Source organism: Paenacidovorax caeni (assembly GCF_001298675.1).
GTDB classification, from domain to species: domain Bacteria; phylum Pseudomonadota; class Gammaproteobacteria; order Burkholderiales; family Burkholderiaceae_C; genus Paenacidovorax; species Paenacidovorax caeni.
Map to the genome: position 1 here is coordinate 1 of NZ_CYIG01000052.1, position 20,012 is coordinate 20,012.

General features: G+C 59.0%; 12 protein-coding genes and 1 pseudogene. 1 reads left to right on the forward strand and 12 read right to left on the reverse strand.

Translation table 11 applies throughout. The features are described 5' to 3' along the window. Window positions 1-161: 161 nt before the first annotated feature. A pseudogene (locus BN2503_RS16405) lies at window positions 162-671 on the reverse strand (flagellin N-terminal helical domain-containing protein); the annotation flags it as partial. Between the two features lie 425 nt (window positions 672-1,096). On the opposite strand from BN2503_RS16405, the gene BN2503_RS16410 reads away from it, so the two are divergent. Further along, on the forward strand, window positions 1,097-1,408 hold the full coding sequence (locus BN2503_RS16410; RefSeq protein ID WP_054257721.1) for a helix-turn-helix domain-containing protein: 312 nt from the start codon (window positions 1,097-1,099) through the stop codon (window positions 1,406-1,408). Between the two features lie 175 nt (window positions 1,409-1,583). Here BN2503_RS16410 and brxL read toward each other — a convergent pair whose 3' ends face one another. From brxL to BN2503_RS16470, 11 genes are all read right to left on the reverse strand, one after another. Further along, complete coding sequence (gene brxL / locus BN2503_RS16415) at window positions 1,584-3,680, reverse strand: BREX system Lon protease-like protein BrxL (RefSeq protein ID WP_054257722.1); 2,097 nt, start codon at window positions 3,678-3,680, stop codon at window positions 1,584-1,586. A gap of 5 nt (window positions 3,681-3,685) precedes the next feature. Continuing rightward, window positions 3,686-6,208, reverse strand: coding sequence for a PglZ domain-containing protein (locus BN2503_RS16420; protein WP_054257714.1), 2,523 nt, complete (start codon window positions 6,206-6,208; stop codon window positions 3,686-3,688). Between the two features lie 11 nt (window positions 6,209-6,219). Continuing rightward, entirely contained in the window at window positions 6,220-7,827 is a 1,608-nt protein-coding gene (locus BN2503_RS16425) for a hypothetical protein (RefSeq protein WP_054257715.1), read from the reverse strand. Window positions 7,828-7,860: 33 nt separating this feature from the next. Next, on the reverse strand, window positions 7,861-9,705 hold the full coding sequence (locus tag BN2503_RS16430) for a DUF262 domain-containing protein (protein WP_054257716.1): 1,845 nt from the start codon (window positions 9,703-9,705) through the stop codon (window positions 7,861-7,863). Continuing rightward, window positions 9,702-11,006: a hypothetical protein gene (locus BN2503_RS16435; protein ID WP_233495106.1), complete on the reverse strand. Its 1,305-nt coding sequence runs from the start codon at window positions 11,004-11,006 to the stop codon at window positions 9,702-9,704. Before BN2503_RS16435 ends, BN2503_RS16430 begins: the two co-directional genes overlap by 4 nt. Window positions 11,007-11,602: 596 nt before the next feature. Beyond that, complete coding sequence (locus tag BN2503_RS20750; protein ID WP_217647518.1) at window positions 11,603-13,888, reverse strand: Eco57I restriction-modification methylase domain-containing protein; 2,286 nt, start codon at window positions 13,886-13,888, stop codon at window positions 11,603-11,605. Between the two features lie 2 nt (window positions 13,889-13,890). Further along, a complete protein-coding gene (gene brxC / locus BN2503_RS16450) occupies window positions 13,891-17,538 on the reverse strand; it encodes a BREX system P-loop protein BrxC (RefSeq protein WP_054257718.1) in 3,648 nt (1,215 codons plus the stop codon). A gap of 20 nt (window positions 17,539-17,558) precedes the next feature. Continuing rightward, window positions 17,559-18,131 (reverse strand): BREX protein BrxB domain-containing protein, encoded by a 573-nt coding sequence (locus BN2503_RS16455; protein ID WP_054257719.1) that lies wholly within the window; start codon window positions 18,129-18,131, stop codon window positions 17,559-17,561. Beyond that, window positions 18,112-18,897 (reverse strand): BrxA family protein, encoded by a 786-nt coding sequence (locus tag BN2503_RS16460; RefSeq protein ID WP_054257720.1) that lies wholly within the window; start codon window positions 18,895-18,897, stop codon window positions 18,112-18,114. The genes BN2503_RS16455 and BN2503_RS16460 overlap by 20 nt, the downstream gene beginning before the upstream one ends. Beyond that, window positions 18,894-19,391, reverse strand: a complete 498-nt coding sequence (locus tag BN2503_RS16465) for a BrxE family protein (protein WP_054257723.1) — start codon at window positions 19,389-19,391, stop codon at window positions 18,894-18,896. Before BN2503_RS16465 ends, BN2503_RS16460 begins: the two co-directional genes overlap by 4 nt. A 96-nt stretch (window positions 19,392-19,487) precedes the next feature. After that, window positions 19,488-20,012: integrase core domain-containing protein (locus tag BN2503_RS16470; protein ID WP_148639766.1), on the reverse strand; the 525-nt coding region annotated here is incomplete at its 5' end.

Genomic DNA, 20,012 nt, shown 5'->3' on the forward strand with positions numbered 1-20,012 from the left:
GCGTCAAATGGGCGTGCCGCTGGCTCATAACGCCGGAATTTGCCGGCGAATCGAGCTGCCATCGTCGCTTCGATCCGCATCGCGAAACTCAACGTGCCTCAGTCAGCTCGGACACGCAGGCGGACTGGGTTTTGCAGACCTTCCCTAGAGGTGCGATGGAAGCCCAAAGTATTTGCTTTCAGGGCGGGCACTGATACATCAATGGTCTGCCCAGCGTTGGCCCCCACCTGAAACGTCTGTGCGGTAAAGCTTCCATCCAAGAGCTTGTGACCATTAAAGTTGGCCGTCTGGGACATGCGTTCAAACTCTTGGAGCAGTTGGGAGTATTCGGCAAACAGGGCTTGACGATCACTTCGGGAGTTGGTGCCGTTGGCCGCCTGCACCGCCAACTCGCGGCCACGTTGCAGGATTTCGGTCATCTTCTGCATTGACCCCTCGGCTACCTGCGCCAGCGAGATGCCGTCGTTGGCGTTGCGCTTGGCGGCGTCCATGCCCTTGACCTGCGTGAGCATGCGTTCACTGATCGCCAGACCTGCCGCGTCGTCCTTGGCCGTGTTGACACGCAGGCCCGAAGACAGGCGCTGCATGGTCGTAGCCAAGCCTGCCTGATTGATACCTAAGTTCCGTTGCGCGTTCAGCGAAGGAACGTTGGTGGAAATGGTCAGTGCCATGCCACTCCCGCTGCTCTAAACCACGCCGCGACGGGCCTCACGGCACCAACGCCAACGAGCGCATCCCCCAGTCCACTCGAAGTCTGCCTCCCCATCATTGATGCTCCCTTCTGCTGCGATAGGCCGCATCGACCCTCGTCAAAAGCTACGTAATTCGTAGCAATTGAGAATATGCAGATAGGCCGCCATCAAAGGCGGGAAGTAGCGGTGAATGGCTACGTAATTCGTAGTTTCAAGCGATCCCCTTGAGGATGGACTGGGTGGTGGTTGCCCAGGGCTTACCGCACGTCCTCGCGGTCGGCAACCCAGGCTATCGATGAGTTGCGGGCAGCATTCATCGTCATGATGCATTGCCAAATACAACGTAACTCGTAGTATCAGCAAAACCGCATAACTACGACTCTCGTAGTCCTATGGGACGTGAGATGTCAGAGGCGGATCAACGGTGGGGAGCCAGGCTTAAGCAAGCCAGGCTCAACGCTGGCTTGTCTCAAAAAATGCTGGGGATTGAGGCAGGGATCGATGCCTTCGTAGCGAGCACGCGGATCAACCGTTACGAGCTGGGCATCCATCGGCCCGACTTGCTCACCGTGCGCAAATTGGCCAAGGTGCTGGATGTGCCAGTGGCTTTCTTCTTTGCGGATGAGGATGATGAGATCGCTGAGTTGCTCCTCTTGTACAAGAAAGCAGGAACGCCCGTACGCGCAGAAATTCTGAAGATGCTGGCCTGTTTATAGGCACGGGGTCGCACAGAGGACGAAAGCGCGCTCCCGACCTTGCTCCAAGCAATAGGCCAAGGTGCCCTGCGGGGATGCATCGCCGCTGTGCTTGAATTGCGATTGGCTTCGCAGTGAGCACAGTTGCCCACGGATTAGGTCTATTGCTTATCAGGCCCCGGTTGCCCGCGGTGCGTCAGGCTCTAAAGATGTCCACCTTGGTCTCCAAACATCTGCGCAGACTCATATCCATAGCGCCTATCTCGAACCAGCTGCTAGGTCGTTGGTAGAAGTCCAGACCCCGACCGATCTTGATGACCCAGCCGTTGTCGAGTCGAATCTCTCTGTCATGCAGATTGGGGTTGACATTGATTTCCAGCTCTACGTCCTGCTCCAGCAGGCTTTGGCGCAGCTGATCAAGCTTGTCGTTCATGTCGGCCAACGGCGTGGTGTCGTCGAAGCTAGTCATCAGCGAGATCTTGCGCAATGTTCCTGCTTTCAAAACAGCCTCACAGAACCGTACAAAATTCTGGATCTGATGAGGCAAACGGATATAGGGATCTTCTACCTGAACCGTTTTCGCGCCCTGCAGGTACGGCCCCATGATGGACTCGTAGGTGTGACCCGTGTCGCCGTACAGGATGGTGAAGTGCTGTTCGGCAGGCGCCGGTTCTAGCGCAGCTTGCGCTGGCGCCGGTGTTGTAACTACGGCCGCAAACTCTGCCAGCTCGGCTGGCTTCGTGAGCGTCACATCAAGGGCCGTGCCATGCGATTCCCCCAGGTCCAGAGCGCCCGCCTCTGAAGGGCTCAGCGATGTCCTTGCGGGTTGTTGCGTAGCACTCGCATCCTTCGACTCGGGACAGAACACGACAACCTCAGTGCCATCCGTGCGTTGGTAGGAAAGATTGATCTGAGCAAACTCGTCGTCAGGCTTGCGCTTGTTCATCTGCTCCTTTACGCGCCGCCTGCATTCCACCGCGTAGGCCACGTATTCCTCGAACTCTTCGTCCGTGGCCGTGCCCGATGGGTGCAGGATCTTGAGGAAGGCGCACACCGTCTTCTTGATGCCTTTTTCATCCCGACCTTCGACCGACTTGCCCAGGCGAATGCGTTTAGTGACTTCCTCGTACCGGTTCGTGTGTTTGAACTGGTGGTGGAACGCCTCGGCCAAATAGTCAGTGATGAATCCGTAGTTGTTGGTCAGGAACGCACTGCTGTTCTTGGGCATCTCCCAGCCAGGGATATATGCGGCAAACCGGTCCATCACAGCCAGGTCAAACTCTGCTGGCAACGGCTGGAAAAGGTCATGCTTGACCGAGTTCACCACCTGGCTGATCGACAGGTCAAAGTTGCCCACGAAGCTCAAGCTCGCATCGGCAATGACCTCGGCGCCACGGGAGAAGCGCCCATTGGCCATGAAGTCCTTCATGATCTGGATCGTGTCGGGATCTTTGACCTTGATGCCACCCACCTCGTCAAACGCAACCGTATCCCAGAACCCCACCAGGCCCACCTTACGACGGGCATTGTTGTAGAAGAGGGTGGATTTCGTGGCCTGACCACCAGAAATGAGCGTCGCGTACGGCGAAAACTCACTGAAGAAGTACGACTTGCCGGTGCCGCGAGGCCCCAGCTCGATATAGTTGTAGTTCGGCTCAACCAGCGCGGCCAGGCGCGCAATGAAGTGCATCTGCACCCGCTTCGAGAGCTTGTCAGGCTCCAGCCCCACCGTGCGCAGGATGATGGTCACCCACTCGTCGCGCGTGAACTGCTTGCGCCCTTCGCAGTAGCGCTCAAAGTCAAACCGACTGATCTGGATGGGCCGCATGTCTTCCACGTGGAAGGCGTAGTCATCCTCTTCAATCGGGTTATGCGCCAGCGTGACCTCGGCCCAGATGCCGCCTTCGAGCAAGCGGTCGTTGTCCCGGTAAAACTTCTCGCCGATCGCGATGCGCTGCGAGTTGAAGTTCTCCAGCGACGCCCAGTGCCGCTTCTCCTTCTCGACGTACCGCACATGAATCTTGTCGATAAAGCGGTGCTTGCCTTTGGTCGCCACCTTGGACTGCGCCGCGTTGGCTTCGTCGGGTTTGACGTAGTTGTCCTGCAGGCTCGCGATCACCGCCTCCATGCCGGAATCCATTTCCGCCTGGTCATCGCTCGCACAGAAGCGGGCCAGCAAGAACTCCAACACGAAGGTGGGCACGTTGGTGCCCTTCTTGATGCGGTGCAACAGGTCCTTTCTGAGCACCTTGCCGTCAAAGGCATCGATCAGTTTTCGGTCGAGTTCGTTCATGGTTTTCATACCGCGTAGTTGGTCGCCAAATCCAGTTGCGCGTAGATCTCAAAGGTGGATGGATTCAAGGCCTTGAGCTTGAACTTACCCTCAAAGTCCATGTGCATTTTCACGGTGACCTGGACCTTCTCCCCGGGCTTCAGCGTCAAGGTGCCTGTGGCCGGATTCACCGCACCACCCGCCTTGGCTTCACCGATCACGTCTCCCTGCGGGTCGTGCGCCTCCAGCAAGACTTCGAAGCCGCTGTCCACCGAGAACATGTCTGCGGTGTCCACGCTCAACTCGATTACCGGTACACGGGTCGTGATGGCCTTTGCACCGTTTCGGTAGGTCATGGAGATGGTCGCCTGGTGCACGCTGGGCTGCGTGCTGACCTTCAATTGCATGCTGATCACAGGCACCACGCATTCCTGCAGTGAAAGCCCGCCATGAAAATACAGTAGGCCAGCTCGGTAAGCAGCCAAGCTGGTCGGCATAGTGATCTTGGCGAAATCTCCGCGAATGCCCATCCGTTCTGCGGGCACCACCAGGTGGTTACCGTCGCCAGCACCATCTCCCAGCGCGCAGCGGTCGTGCACTGGCAGCCAGTTGCCCATTGGCTTTGGGCACACATCGCCCGCGCCAGCGTGCGTATTCATGAAAAAACCATGATCGGTGGCGATCACCACCTCGTTGAACCCGCGCTTTTTGAGCAGATTGATCGCCACCCGAATACGCTTGAGCGCATGGGTGATTTCACCGGGCGCCGTGTCGGGGTGATTCTCGAAATGGCTGTCGATTTCGACCGCACGCAATACCAACAGATCCGCATCGGCTGAGAAATTCGCCCGCCCACGCACAAAGTCTTCCAGGCGAACCTCTTCAAAGCGCTGCCCATAGCGTTGCTTGAGCACGTTCATCCGCTGCGTCACCGTCTCCACCACCTGATCACCCAGCATGGGCACCAGGCTTTGCGCGTTGTTGCTCAAGCGCAGTTGCGCCCCCGCACCGGGCAGCAGACTGGCCATGCCCACAGGCGTCACGCTGGGTAGTTGCGCCAGGGCAGCTTGTAGGTGAACCTGTCCGTCCTCCGCCAGTTGCCGCTCCAGCGCGACGCCCAGTTCATAGCGTAAAGCATCGATCATCAAGAACGCCACCTTATGGCCGTTCTTTTGCAGCTTGGGGGCCACCACCCGGTCAAACACATCGGAGTTGGCCAAGTAGCCAGCCAATGGCCAGCCGCTTTTTTCTACGTGGCGAACGAAGATTTGCTGCACTTTCTCAACCAGCTTGCCGTACTGCTTGCGCACCTGGTGCTTTACTGGCGCCATCAGGCCGTTCGCGTCCTGCCAGTCGTAGTCGCTCACAGCCTGCTCAAACTCCCGGTGCAGGCGATCAACCTCGCGCAGACTGCTGGTGTAAAACACAAGCAGCGCTTCGGCGTTGCGTGCGTTATCGGCCAGTTGCCGGTCCATGTCTTCGCAGGTTTGGATGAGCTCGACCGCCGCGCGGATTAAATCCCACTGTGCGCGGCTTTCACCCTTGCCCGTCCACACTGACCTTTGGTGCTGCTTGAGAATGCTGCGGCTGCGATCCATGTCATCGCGCAAGACGCCGTCAATAGCCCTTGCCAGGAACGTTCTCTCTTCAAACGGAAAGGTATCGCGCGTTCCCAAGTCGGCCCAGCCCTCGAAAAGCTTCACCAACTTGAGGTCTGCTTCAATTCCCTCTGCATTCTCGATATAGATGCTTTGTGTGCGGCGATCATTGCGCAGCCGATCACACAAGTCGTCGATCAAGGGCTGGCTGTTGACTTCCGCCCTGGGAACATCGGCCAGCGCATCAGGCAGTGCACCAGGCAGATCAAACGTGAACTCGCTGAAAAGCACAAAGCGCCACAGTTCAGCCGAGACCGAGTCCCATTTTTTGCCGCGGGTTTTCAAGCTCAGGCCAATGCTGTTTTTAAGCAGGTCCTTCACTTCGGTCACCCAGGCTTCGCTACCGTTCAGCGCAGCCACCTGCGAAGCATTCGGGGCCAAAAGTGCAAACAAAATGTCGCGCGCAGACTCCACGTGCAGCAACGCACGCAGATTAGGCCATCCCAGGCCACCACCCACCGCATCCACCACGGCAAAGGTAGGGCTCGCGTCTTGAGCAAAAACCGCGCGAATGGCCGACACGTGGTCAGGCTTGGCCTTCAGACACAGGCTCTCATAGCTGTCACCGTCCCCCTCGGGAAACACCATGCCCGCCGCAGCGACAGGCGAGAACGGATTGATCTGTTTCTCCTCTTCGCTCTCAGGAGCCTTGGTCGGCACGTAAACCAACAAGCCTTGCAACTGCTGCACCACCACATTGCGCAAGCCCTGCATAGCCAGCAGGCGGCTTTCGATACTGTTGGCGGTGGCATCAACCACCACCAGTTTGTCGTCAGCCATCTGGGCGCACACCTCCCGGTATCGCTGCTCGGGGTCGTACACCACCAGGGCACCGGCCTTTTGCACCCGTGGGCGCAGTACTTGGTTCTGGATGAAGTCTGCAATGCTCATTCAACGGGCTTTCAGAAGTTCAAGTGTTTGCCGCAGTGACCGACCACCAGCTTCTTCTCGCTGGGCAGCCACTCAAAGTGGATGCGTAGCGTTTCGGCCTTGCTGTCTTTCACGCCGTGCTTGAGATGTTTTTCCATGACGAAGTCCCGGCCACGGTAGTTGAAGGTGCGCAACTTCTTGCCTTCATTGCTTAACGATTCCGATTCGTTGGCTGCGAAAGCGTTTTGCCCGAACACTCCCTTGGCATGTTGATCTCCCTTGCCATCCATCAACGCGGCCCAGTATTCGGTCGCGAGGGTGTGCAACAGCTCGCAGGCCTTGTCGGCGAGCTTGAATCCATTCCGGTCCGAGTCCTTCGCCGATGCCATGGCGGTCTCCAGAAACACCAACCGGTCCGGGTACAGGGTTGCCATCAGGTCCACCACCTTTTGCAGCGTTGGCTTGGAACTGACCAGGTCCACCATCTTCTCGCGCAGCGGCTCCAATGCCTCCATGACTCCATCCTGTCCATCGTCTGCCTGCAGCCCGCTCAGGGTTTGCTTCAGGTTGAAGATCTCCGCCTTCAAGTCTCGAACCTCTTCGTCCTTGGCTTCGAAGTCTGCTCTTACCTGTTTCAGGTCAGCATCCTTGCTCAACAGCTCTTGATCGGCAGCTTGCAACAGGTCAACGTACTCGGTTAACTCGCCCGCGTGGGCGCTACCCCTGGCTTTTTCCAGCAAAGCCGAGACCCGACCGTGCAGGATCGCCTGGTCCACCTTCGCTGGCGAAATGTGTCGCCACGATGCCGGTAAATTGGTGCGGTGTGTGATGGCCGCCAACACCTCCGACTCCAGCGATTTGCCTCCGCTCAAGAGGTCTGCAATTGCATCAGGTCGCATGAGTACCGTTTCACAGAAGCGATCCCTGTTTCCATGCCGAACCGGGAAGACTACGTTCACCGCACCACCAAACGCCATGTGTCGCCGCCCGACCTCTTCCTCGATGGCAAAAGTGTCCACCCCGCTGGGAACCGCCACCACTTCTGCCAAGCCCGCCAGCACGGAGCGGAGGCGCTCAGGCTCCACCGGAAAGCCCCCCTCGCGCGAGCAGCTGATCAACACCAGCGGGTACCTCCGCGCATCACGTTCCACCTCGTGCAAAAACGCCTTCGCGCTGTTTTCATCCAGGGTCTTGACCACCAGACCGGGCGTATCTGCCGCCGGCCGACAGGCCCTGATGAGTTGCTCAACCAGCTTGGGGCGCGTTACCTGAATGGGAGCAGTCACTCTGGCGCTGACCTCATCGGTCTTGAGCAACAGGGAGCATTCCACGGGCTTACCCGCCGCTTCCTGGCGCAGACCTACCTCGGTGATCCATTTGCGGCCAGACACCATCTCGTCCCTGTGGCTCAGCTGCGCACTGAACAGGTATGGGTAGGTCAACTCCTCAGCCAAATTACCGGTGGTATTAGAGGTGAGGGTGCTGCCGTCACGGAGCTTCAACTCGCGGATACCTTGGGCAAGTCGGTCACCATCCACAAAACTTTTGGCACGCTGGCCCACCCACTTGGCAATGAAATCGATGATCTCGGCAGGCCCTCCCGTCGGTTCAAACCAAAAGCTGTTTGCGTAGATCAACATGTTTTTTTCTCCTCCCTCAATGGCAAGCCGACTTCAAGAAGCATCTGGCGCTGATTGGCTCTGCCAGACCTCTTCCAACTGAGGCGTTTCACCCGCGACCAACTTATTCATCGCCGCCACGACGAGGGCAGCTCTGCTTTGCAAGAACTGGGCGAAGTCCTCTTTTAACTTCTTCGTCAGGTCGTCCCCAGACAGCCCCGCGTAGTGCGCCTTGGACAAATGGTCGAAGGAAATCAAGTGCGAGCGCAGGCGCTCTTTGACCGTCGCCGCATCGGCAGCGGCGACCCGCTCATTCAAATACTCAAGAGGATCTTTGCGACCAATGATTCGGTTGGTCTTCCAGGTAATCAGAGCGCAGTTCAGGGCCAGGTAGCTCTCAATTCCGGCCTCAGACAACAAAGCATCTGGGAAGACGTGGTGGTACTCCCGTTTCTGGATGCTGTCGTATGTCGCTGTTCGGTTGTCTGCAAAGTCGTTGGCGCCCAAATACAGCGACACCGCCAAGATCGCCCGTGCTTCGATGCCCGCCGCCTTGGGCCACCGCGCTGCCAGCAATGAATCCACATCGGCCAGTGGGCTCTCGGCGCGGTTCAGCACCGGCACAGTGGTCAGCTCCGCGTCGTTAAACGTCTGCTTCACTAACAAGGCCTTGAGTGCTTTGAAATCGGCATAGGCCCGCGAAGCAGCGGAGTTTTCGTACCGGTCAGAGAAAAAAGACGACCACAGGTAGCGCTTGAGCAGCTTTTCTGCCTTGGCCAAGAAGTCACCGTCTTCCGGGATCAGCTCATACGCCGCCGCGATCACAGCCAACACGGCGTTGGTGGGCAGGCGCGCTTCGTCAAAAATGCGCTCCCCTTCCAGAAAGCTGGCCATGCGGTCCAAACCCCGTTCCAGCTTAGGCCATTTATCCAGCAGCGCACGCTTGTCCATTTCCACCATGCCGCGGGCATTGGGGAGCTTCTCTTGCAGCAGCGCCGAGGTGGCGAGGATCAGGTCAGACACATCGCCATAGCGGGACGCCTTCGGGTGCTTGGTCACCAAGGCCGTTTCCAGGTCGTGCAGAGACCGCCCGGCCACACTTTCCACCTCGGCCACGATGATGTCGTAAAGCGACAGCGGCTTGCTGTTGGTGTTCATGTTGATGAACACCTGCAGCGCCACGTCCTTGCTGGTGTCAGACGGCAGCGACAGATAAGGCAAGTTGAAGTGCGTGACCCTCTCTCGGAGGGAGGTGATCTCAGCCTTGATCTTGTCGCGCATGGCCGTGTAGGCCTTGTACTTGGCAAGCGCATCCGGGTCCGTGTCAGACGGTTCCAGTGGCTTGGTCGCCTGCGTCAACCAAGTGTCGATCTCAGAAGACAGGTCGCCAGGCCGCAGCAGGTGCACCGGCAACAAGCCCCGCTCCAAGCATTTGGCGGGCTCATCGGCCCAGCGTGGCATCCGCAGCTGGTGCTTGTTGGTCCACCGGGGGACGCAGCGCACCTCAGCGTCGGCGTCCTTGTTCTGTTGGGTGCGATCGAACTGCGGCAGGTAGACATAGAAGGTCTCCCACTCGTAGTTGTTGTGCATGGACCGCCAAAAAGCGGTCAGGCGCTGCTGGCCGTCTAGCAAGTGTTGGGTGACCGTGCCGTTCGAGGCAGGCTCGGCGCTGACGATGTAGCGCGACTCGAACTTTTCAACCCCGGCCACTTCCAGGGCGAGCGTGACGCCCACCGGCAGGTTGCTGATGACCGTGTTCAAAAAGCTCGTGATGCGCCCGCGGTCCCAGGCCTCGAAGCGCTGAAACCGGGGCAGCTTGATCATGCCCTGCTGAATATGCTGGAACCACACACCCAAGGTCCGGTCCTGCGCCCGGCTCGACTGTTGCATCACGCTCATTCAGCGTCCTCCTTCTTTTTTCTGCCCCTGGCTTTCTTGGGTGCTGCCTCTGGCTCCGCATACAAGTCCTCCAGGCCATGTGCAATGGCCAGGGACTTATCGGTCTTGCACTTCTCGCGCACGCGCTCAGGCCAGTAGTTCATGGCCAGGTTCGCCCAGTCGTAGTCGCCCTTCTGCAATTTGGCCCAGGTGTCTTTGAGCAGCTTTTGCCAGGGCTTGTGGCGGAACAGCGGCCACAGCGGGGCCGCAGTGATCTGGACGCCGTCGTCGTGGTTGGGCCGGTACTGCGGGGCAATGGCCTGGAGCTGGTCGCGCAGGTCGGTCAGTTCGGCTTCCAGTGTTGTCAGGGCTTCCAGGCGCCTCTCTTCCTCTCTGTTACGAGCGCTGCCCTTGGTCTTCAACCCGGCAGCTTCTTTCACCACATCGACGAGCTTTGGTTCGACGAAATCGTTGATGGCGGTGTACAGCGTCTGGCTGGTGAGGCTGGGGTAATACAGCCACAGGGTGTAGCTGCCAGAGGCGGTGGCCAGCGGCCAGTAGATCGGCGCCTTGCGACGGCTCTTGGAATAGCGCTGCAGGTGGAAAGGGAAGAAGTCTTTTTGCAGCCAGCGCTGCATATCCGCGGGCACCGGCATGTCCACCCGCTCCAGCACGCGCTCGGTGATCCGGACCAGGTCGTGGGCATGGCCGGGATCATCAACCAGGATGCCTGCGTGCGCATGGAAGGGGGCGTCACCGTCGGGCAGCATGCCGGGGCTTTTCGCAGGCAGTGGGTCGAAGGGCTCGGGCTCAGGCGGAGCGACGCGCTCTCCTGTGGCGAGCCGAATATCGAAACGACCGAAGGCCACGCCGATCGCCCACGACAGCAACGCGTCGGCGCTCGGGATGTCAGGAGCAGCCTCGTCCTCATCACCGTCGACGTCTGCGTCATCACGGGCTTCGCCGCTGACTGCACCCAACGCAGCCGCGCGGTCAGCGTTGGAGAAACCATAGAGAGCGAATGCGATGTTGTCGATCTCAGCTTGAATTCGAGTAATTTCGTCGTCGATCGCGGACGGGTCGAATAAGCCCAAGTGTTCGAACTTTGCCTGTCGAAGTGCCAACGGCAGCAAAAATGCATGGGAGATTTCCGTGACGGTATCGAGCTTTCGCCGAATCTGCCACGCGTGGCGCGCAAGGCTCGCTAGTCTGTCGCCTGCTTGATCTGAAACCAAAGGCAAAGGAATTCCATTTACGTCACCAATATCAAATTGAGGGTGATCATTTCTGCCAAGAGTGAGCTTGATGAGAAAATCAGGCACACAACTATTCATCAAACCCAAGTCCACGCAAAGCAAGCTGGAGTCAGCGTATATTCCATTCCCACGGGTACTTATCACCGTACCGCTTGGCATTGCCTGAATACAAAATCGTGACCCTCGATAGCCCCAAGACAAACCCGGTCGAGAGAAATACTCCAGATTTGCCGGCCTAATATCGGGGCGATAGATCGTGCCAACATATCCGAGATACGTATCGCGTTGCTCATCCCAACGAACAACCGTTTCAATATCACGATAATACGGACTGAAGCCGCCACCCTTATTCCATGAACGCCACCTTATCCCCTTGAAGTTATTAGGCTCCCACCACAAACGAGCAAACCGGAAATCATCTGTGGTTGGGTTAGTTGTCCTAACCACCCTCCCGCTTCTCCCGTAGGTAGGAAGGGATCGAAAAATATCAACAACTTTTGGCGAGGCCCAATAAGCAAATGGGGAGCCTGGAATATCAGCAAAGGTGCTTGAGGACACCTCAAATATCTCTCGAATACCAACTTCCCCATCTCTATACAGCCCACATTTTTCGGCAAGCGTTGATTGCTTATCTTCATCGGAAGCAACGCGAAAAAACAAGGTCATACTCTTTTCTCCAACACATAGGCTGCCGCCTCAACCATTGCGTCATCCATCACCCCATTCCCAAGGTCAGCCATGATGTCCGGCCTAGCCATGCCCAATACAATCTCTTCGCGCCACATTTGGAAGCTAGAAAGAAAAAAGCACGTTCGCGAAGTAATAGCACCAATGCGACCGCCAACACGGAGCAGTTCCAACCCTCTTTCAACCATGATCGCCAGCAGATCGCTCTTACTGCGCGGGTAGGCTTTGACCAGTTGATCCTTGGTATTGGCAGCCAGCGCGCCAAACGGCGGGTTCATCACCACCACATCGAACACTTCCCGACACAGGTCAATGAGCCGCAATCCTTGCAGCGCATCCTGCGCAAACAGACGCCCTTGATAGGTTGATTTGGCTGCCTGCGCGAAGTCGGTCAGTGCCTTGCGCAGACGAGCCTCTGCGGCCAGCCAATCCGCCCGCTCCTCTTGGGCAAAGAGGCCTGTGCCTTTGCCCACGTAGACCTGGCGGATAAGGCTGGGCAGTTCTCGTTCAACTTGGAGCAGGACCCCCATCTCGGGCAGCCCCTTGAGCAAATGCAAAGTCTTCTCAAACAACTCGGCGTCGCGGGGATCCAGGCTGGCCGCAAACTGTTGGCGTAGCTCACGCTCTGCCGGTGGGGCGATGGCAGCGACCACATGACCATGTCCGATCAACGGGCGGTCTTTGGCCTTGACCCCAGCATCGTGCCATGCGCGCTGGGCCCGCAGCCACAGCGCCAAGGACGCGATTTGGGCGGCCCGCGGATCGATGTCCACACCGTAGATGTTGTGCTCGATGATCAGGCGAGGAACATCGCGCAGGAATGACTCTTCGTCCGCGTAGGTTTGGCACAGGGGCTTGAGCAATAGTTGAGGCTGCGTCGACACATCCAGCGAGCCTGGGCCATGCTGCTGCTCCCAGGCCCATGCCTCGCGGTAGATCTCGGCGAACAGGTCAAAGGCGTACAAGCCGAAGTGCATGGAGCCGCAGGCCGGGTCCAGCAGCTTCAGGGTGCGGGGGTCGCGAACCACATGAAAAGCAATGATGTTCGGCTTTTGCTGCGCATCGTCCGCCTTGAGGCGGTCTACGATGGTTTGGCAAGCCTCCACAAACCAGCGCTCTTGGTAGACGCTGCCATCACCACCATGGCGGTCGGCCCGGCAAATGAGAAACACACCGTCCCACAGCTCTTGCGTGGACAACGCTTCGTACCGCTGAGCCCGCAAGGCCGCTTCGAGCCGCTGGAAATAGTCGCCCCAGGTGTCGTTGGGGTGGCGGTCGTAGGTGTTGACGCAGTGCGCAAACTCGATCATCGCCTGCACACCGGCCTCGCTGGTGTCAAAGGCGGGTAGCTCCGACCACTTACCCGCCTGGACGAGCGCAGCGACCGAACCCGGGCGCAAGTCGTCTGCTTCAAACCGGCGGAGGAAAATGTCTCGCGGCGTGCAGAGCAGGTATTGGCAGCGCTCCTTGAGTGCGGTGGTGCCTTTGGTCGCTTGATACCAAAGGCGCCCCAAGGTGTTGTCCACCAAAAACTCGACTACGTAGCGCGGCGTGAAGAACTGGTTGCGCACGGCCAGTTCACGGCTGTTGCGCGGCGCCTGGCTGGCCTCGCGCATGGCTTTGCGCTCTTCCTTCGAGTTGAAGTACTGGTAGATCCAGCCGATGGTCTCGTCTTCAGCCCACAGGGGGATGATGTCCGGGTGGTTCAACTCGTCCAGCAGGGCGCGCAGCGCTGTCTCGCGCGGGAACAGCAGTCCGTTGGCCGCAAAACGATCGAACAGGCCTTGTAGCTCGTGGGCCAGCTCGTCGAACAGGCTGAACAGGTAGGCCTGGTAGGCCTGACCGGTTTCACCCAAGGCGGCACCGGCCAAGCGTGCGTAGCTCTGAAAGCCTCTGGACTGGTAGGCCTTGCTGACCGATTCAAACAACTGGCCGCGGGCTTCCATCATCAACAGCGCGGCCATGCGGTTGAGCACGGTAAAGGCCTGCTCGCGAACCATGCGGTCGATGACGGCGATGCGGTGCTCGGTGTCGTCCGCGTCAGCTCCCAGGTAGTGGCCCAGCACCTGGCGCAGCACTTGGGCGGTGTGGCGTTGGCGATCGTCTAGGTGGGTCAGTCGCGCCATGGGCGTGACTTCACCCGTTTTGGGGTCCAGGCCATAGACCTGCTGCAGCTGGATGCTGAAGTCGTCGCTGAGCAAGGCCCGGCAGGCGTTGACCAGTTTCTGCAGGCGCCCCCGAGTGTTTTGGTCGAACGCCATGCTCACTCGTCTCCCAGTTCAATGCTGAGATCAAACGCATGGGCGTACTTGAGTTCGCCGCGCACCTGTTGCAAGTTGACGATGAGCGTGTCCAGGTCTTCGAGTTTGGTGATCTGGCGCCGCGCTGTGACCTTGCGGGCAATGGGCTTGCGCGGCTCCTGGGCCACGCCTTCCACCACCTTCGGTTGAGCCGCCTCCAGCTCCTCTTTGATGCGTTGCTGACCCAGCTTTTCAATGCGGTGCTTGAGGGTCTGCACCAGGGACTGCAGTTCGTAGTCGGTGTTGAGGGTGGTGGTCAGCCCGGTCAGGTCTGCCGGAGCTTGTACCACCAAACGGTCCAGGCTGCCCAGCAGCTCGGTTTGTTCCTGCTGGGTGAGCTTGGTCCACTCGGGCACGCGCTTGAGGTCCACCTCAGCGTCTTTGACGCGTTGCTTGATGAGGTCCTGCATGGCCAGCACCGTGTCGCGTACAAGGGCGCGAAGCGTGGTGAGGCTGGTGTTGAAGTCGGCCGCGTAGCGGAAAAAGTCCGCCTGCTGCAGGCGTTGCTGAATCAGGGCCAGGTCTTCTGACAACTCTTCCTTCAACGTAGCCAGCAGGGCCACATTGGGCAGGCTGCCGATGGTGGTGCAGTGCTTGCCCAACTCCTGCAGAGTGGGCTCCAGGCCCTGCTCCAGCTTGAGCTTGACCTCTGCCGCCCACTTGAGGCTGTTGAACAGTTCGGACGCTTCGTTGCCCAGGCGACGTGGTGCGTCCGACGCATCGGTCAGCAGCACATCGTTGATTTCCTGCGTCAGGTTCTCCAGGCGGTCGACACCGGGCAGGTTCAGCGCGCGGACCTTCTCGGTCAGCGGTCCGTATTGGTGCTGCAGCTGGGTGAACAGCTTGGTGGTGACTTTGCTGATCTCGTCTTCCAGTGGAATGACGGAATCACCGGTCAGCTCGGTGAGGCGTGTGGCGGCGCGGGCCAACACTTCGTTCGACGGCCTGTCGCCACCCCGCAGCGCAATACCAATGCTCTTGAACGCGTTGTTGGTCTTGAGGGCGTCAATGGCTTGCTGGCCATTAACAGTGACCTCGCGCCCAGCCACCTTGAGCTTGATCTCACCGGCCACCAGCATGGCGGCCAGAACATAGCGCAAGGTGTCGGGTGACCAGCCAAACGGCGCATCGCTGAAAACATCGGTCAGGCGCTTGCCTTCGACCATACCGTTGCGATCGATGTAATCGCGGATGCTGATCATGGCCAGGTGGTCGGTGCGCACGCTGTGGCGCCCACCCTGGGTCTGCACCAGGTTCAGCGGGTCGATGGCGCTGGTGATGCCTGCGAGGTTGCCGGTTCGCAAGAACTTCTCCGCCAGATCGGTGCCCGCGCGCACGGGCGCTTCGGCGTAACGGTCAAAAACCTGTTCGGCCACTTCAATCAGGTGTTTGCGCGCGGCCTCCAACAGATCGGCCGACAGGGTGTCCACCGCCACCACCTGGCCGCGGAAGATGAACGAGCCTTGCAGCAGGCTGCGCTGGATTTGCAGGCGCAACTTGCCGGCCAACTGTTCGGCACGGTCGGCCTGGGCGTTGCAGTACTCGCGAATTTCCTGGTCTGGGTCGTTGCGATACCGAGTGGCGATTTCGCGGCAGCGGAAGATGTCGGCCGTGAGTTCGTCCATTTCGGGCGTGGTGCGCCCGACCAGGAAGATGTTGAAGCGCGCGCTGTTGTGGCGCGACTCGTCGGTGAGGCGGGTGCGCACACTGTCCACCTCTTTGGGGTCAGACAACTCCACCACGGTTTGAATGGGATTGCGCTCCCCCGCCAAGGCCGCAGGAATGCCACCCGCGGACTGCGACTTCAAGCCCGTGGACACAGCGTACGAGCCGTGCAACTGCGTGGTGGGCAGCGGGGCGTAGACGCCGGTCAATGCTTCGTTGACGATGCGGCGCAACTCCACGCCGCGCAGGGCGACCTGGCTGCGCTCTTGCTCGATGTTGTTCAGCTTTTCGCTGAAGAAGCAGAGGTTGCCGTCTTGTTCGCCAAACGGCACGATGGGGTCGTTGATCAGGTCTTCAACGGCCTTGGCGATGGCGTCTGCCTGCGAGGAGGCGGACACGCTGCCGTGCATCAAGCTGGTGACGTTCTGGCGCGTGATGGGCAGGTTGCCCAGGATTTGCAGTACCGCGACTGTCTTGGCGATGTCCTGGTGCAGCACCGAATGGGTGAAGCGGATCTTGGTGACCTTCTCCACTGCTGCATGTAGCGAGGCAAAGGCGCGTTTGATGTCTTTGTCCAGCGCATCGAACAGCGTGACCGTGGTGGCCAGCCAGCCAACAGGCTGCTCTGCTACTGCTGGCTTGCCTTCAGACCCGTCGATCAAGATGTCTTGCACCACCTTGATGGCCGACCGCAGACCAATGCCGCCGGTGGACTTGGCCAGCGCGCCCAGAAGGTGCAGCAGGATGTCGAAATGCGAGGGCAGGAACGGGTACAGGTCGGTGAAAGCCTTACGGTCGAAATCTACGCCATAGACTCGCGCATCCACCAGCTTGGTGTTCTGGCGCAGCTGCTGGCCGAACTGGTCAAACAGCTTGCCCAGTTCGGCTTCTGCCGCTGCAGACTTGCCCAGCAAGCGTGTGTAGCAAATCTCTTTGATGTCGTTGGATTCGAGTGCGATCTGGATCGGGAAGCGGTCGTTGAGCTTGAACAGCTCGGGCGAGTTCAAAGCTGCCTTGGTGTCGTCAGCGGTCAGCGTTTGCTGAGCGGTACCCACGATCCAGACCTTGCCATCACCGATGTTCTTGAGGTTCTTGGCCAGGCCATCGAGGTTCAGGATCAGATTGGGGCGCGGCCCCACGTATTGCCCCACTTCATCGATGATGAAGATGATGTATTCCTTGCCAGAGGCTTCGCGGGCGATCTCCAGCATTTCGCGAACGCGGTCGTTCTCGAACACGACGATTTCGCTGGCTTCGGTGGTGAAGGACGTGGTCGTCTTGAACAGGTTAGGGTACAGCTTGTGGGCGATCTCCGGGATGAGGCTGTCCACCACGAGTTCGTCGTTGCGGTAGTTGGCCCATTCCTCGCCACCGGCCGTCTCCTTGAAGAGCGCCAGGAATTCGTCGTACCGCTTTTCCTTCTTGAGCTTGCGCTCCAGGGCGGCCACCTTGAGGTTGCGCGAGTAGCCCGCCCACTGAAGCACCTTGTAGAACAAGACGGTGGAGACTTCCTCCATGGTGGCACCTGCCACTTGCTCGCTGGCCAGGTCCAGCATCAGCACGGCGGCGGGGAAGCGTTTGGCCACGCTGGACAGCAGCGCCTTGGTGCTCTGGCGCTTCAGGCGGTCCTGCAGGTGCTGGATGAAGGGCACGCCATCGATCTTGATGCTGTCATCGAAGGCCAGGCCGAGGTATTTGGTGAACGAGCTCTTGCCCGAGCCATAGAAGCCGGACACCCACACGCCCACTTCGTTTTCGCCGCCAACGTCCATGGCGGCTTCCATCTTGAGCAGCAGGTTTTCAAACTGCTCGTCGATGCTGTCGGTCACCACATATTCGGAGATTTCGGACCGGAGTCTGGCCTCCTGCGAAACACCGTAGGTGATGACCTTTTCGATGCTGCGATGGATGTTCTTGGATGGGTCGAAAAGCTGCTTGATGTTCATATTGTGATTCCCTGCCTGGATCAGCCACCCACGTGAACCGACCGGTAGTTACCGTCGTCTGGATAGAAGCCCAAAAATTTCAGCCGTGTCTTGCCGGTGCGCACGCCCGGGTAGAGGAACACGGTGGGCACATGAAACTTGCCCTGGAGCTTGCCTTCGATCACGCCGATGCGTGTGTAGGGGTGGAGAGCTTCCAGGTCGGTGACGATCAGGATGGCTTTGGTCTTGCCTTCCAGTTCAGCCAACTTGGCCTCAATGCGTGCCTGCAGCGCCCCGTTGCTGATGGCGTTGGCCAGCGAAGCGTTGGTCTTGTCCCAAGCCTGAGGGGCCTTCTGGTCCGCAGCCACCCAAATCTTGCGCAGCGGCGCCTTTTCGATGATGTCGGCCACATGCTCAGCGATGGAGAAAGTAGCGACGTCCCAGCCTTCGTTTTTGAGCCGATGAACCCACGCTGGCGTCTCGCGCTTAACGTTCAGGATCTGGCTGGGCGAGAAGACCAAGTAGAAGATGGGCTCGAAGCTGGCGTGACCAAATTCCCGCCCTTGCTTGATACGCTCCATGAGCTCGTTGAAGTCAGCCTTGAGCGATGACATCGATCACTTCCTCCATATTCTTGTAGGTCCACCCAATGTGGACAACATCGGATGCCGCTTGGAAAATCAGGTGCCCCTGCAGCGATAGGCGTTTGAGTTGGTCCCTAACGTCGTGCGGCTCCAAGCCAAAGAGTTTCCAGTCTGGATGTGAGACCACCTGGTTGTCGCCCAAGCCACTGAACCGAAGCTCATAAGCCAGGTAGAGGGCCACCTTGGGTTGAATCCGGTATGGGGCCACGGAGCGCTTGTGCCGACCGGTCACCGTCAAGAGACCGTAGTCCACACAGCAGCCGATCAGGTACGAGGCGATGCGCTTGATCGTGATATCGGACCAAGGCTTCTGCGTCTTGCCTTCGCGCACGCTGTTGACGACAAAGGTGCGGGCATCTTCCAGCTCCAGGTCGTTCCGACCTGCGGCATATCGGGGCCAGAAGACTTCACAAACGAAATCGGCCAGGACGAGGTTGGCCCGGGCCGTGTAGAGAAAAAACAGTTGCGCAAGTTCGGCCGACGAAAGCTGGGGAACCAAGCGCTGAAGATGGGATGACACGCCAGAGCAACGCAAGTACCTGGGCGCAAAACACTCTACGACGATGTTGCGCAAGCGGCGAGCTGTCACTAACGGGAACCGACCCGAGGCCAGCGCAGCATCGTACAAGGCTGGCGCCGACATGCCAGGTTGGTAGACCTCCAGCAGCTGCTTGGTTTCTTCGATCAGCCCCAACCCTGCTTGCAACTGGGTGGTGTAGTACCGCGGATCGCTCACGCAGCTTCCTTCAAATAGGGGAAGGACTGGACCTGCTGTTGGAAGGCTGCCACATAGACACCGGCGGCACGAGCCAAGTCTGCGGTGATGTCGTCGCCCACCAGGCCCAACAGCGACGGACCAGGGCTGGCCGTTTGCGCAGGTGTGGCGAGCTCAGCCAGCCGATTCAGCGCTTGCTGTCGATCGCCCAGGTGGGCTTGAACGCGCGCCACAAAGGCTTTGTCGTTGGCCACCTCTTGGCAGGACTGCTCGAGTTCAAAGGGTAAGCGGAAAAGGTGAATGGTCCGCCCAACGCCGATCACCTCGTCATGGACCTTGGCGGCAGCGGCCGTCACGCCGTTGTACTGTGCCAGGAACACAGACCGGGTGAATATGGGAGAAAGGAAAGCGCCCGCAGTCAAACTGAAGAAATCGCTTCCCCACCAATTGGCTTGCCACTTTTCTCCCAGGCTTCCGACTAATGCGCGTAGTTCGACAATCGCTTCTGCTGTCATGTTTTGCTCTACCCTCGTGATGCTTTGCGTGGTCCAGACGCTGTGACCTGCCCCCATTGACCGTACCAACGGATTGGAGAAGTCCGGGGTTGAAGGTTAATCGAAGTTTTGTTTCTGCTCACTGCCAGCAGCACCGCCAGCGCGCTGGCGGTGCTGCTGGGCGAATCGTGCCGGCGGGATGCGTCCCAGACTGCTGTGCGGCCTGACCTCGTTGTAATCCCGCCGCCAATGTGCAATGCACTCCCGGGCCTGTGACAACGATTCAAACCACTGCTCGTTGAGGCATTCATCTCTGAACTTGCCGTTGAAGCTCTCGATGTAGCCGTTCTGCATGGGCTTGCCCGGCTCAATCAGGATGTGCCGAATCCCGTTCTTGTACGTCCAGGCCAGGAACGCCCGACTGGTGAACTCCGGGCCATTGTCCGTTCGCACTGCTGCCGGATAGCCACGGAACCTTGCCACTTGGTCGAGCACGCGGGTGACGTATTGGCCCGAGATGCCGTAGTCCACCGTGATGTCCACGGACTCCTTGCTGAAGTCATCCACCACCGTCAGGCACTTGATGCGCCGTCCACTGGACAGGCTGTCCGAGACGAAATCCATGCTCAGCACCTCGTTGAT

Bases quoted from the DNA above. Each gene is read 5' to 3' on its own strand.
- BN2503_RS16410 (WP_054257721.1), top strand. From the start codon at position 1,097: ATGTCAGAGGCGGATCAACGGTGGGGAGCCAGGCTTAAGCAAGCCAGG.
- brxL (WP_054257722.1), bottom strand. From the start codon at position 3,680: ATGAACGAACTCGACCGAAAACTGATCGATGCCTTTGACGGCAAGGTG.
- BN2503_RS16420 (WP_054257714.1), bottom strand. From the start codon at position 6,208: ATGAGCATTGCAGACTTCATCCAGAACCAAGTACTGCGCCCACGGGTG.
- BN2503_RS16425 (WP_054257715.1), bottom strand. From the start codon at position 7,827: ATGTTGATCTACGCAAACAGCTTTTGGTTTGAACCGACGGGAGGGCCT.
- BN2503_RS16430 (WP_054257716.1), bottom strand. From the start codon at position 9,705: ATGAGCGTGATGCAACAGTCGAGCCGGGCGCAGGACCGGACCTTGGGT.
- BN2503_RS20750 (WP_217647518.1), bottom strand. From the start codon at position 13,888: ATGGCGTTCGACCAAAACACTCGGGGGCGCCTGCAGAAACTGGTCAAC.
- brxC (WP_054257718.1), bottom strand. From the start codon at position 17,538: ATGAACATCAAGCAGCTTTTCGACCCATCCAAGAACATCCATCGCAGC.
- BN2503_RS16455 (WP_054257719.1), bottom strand. From the start codon at position 18,131: ATGTCATCGCTCAAGGCTGACTTCAACGAGCTCATGGAGCGTATCAAG.
- BN2503_RS16465 (WP_054257723.1), bottom strand. From the start codon at position 19,391: ATGACAGCAGAAGCGATTGTCGAACTACGCGCATTAGTCGGAAGCCTG.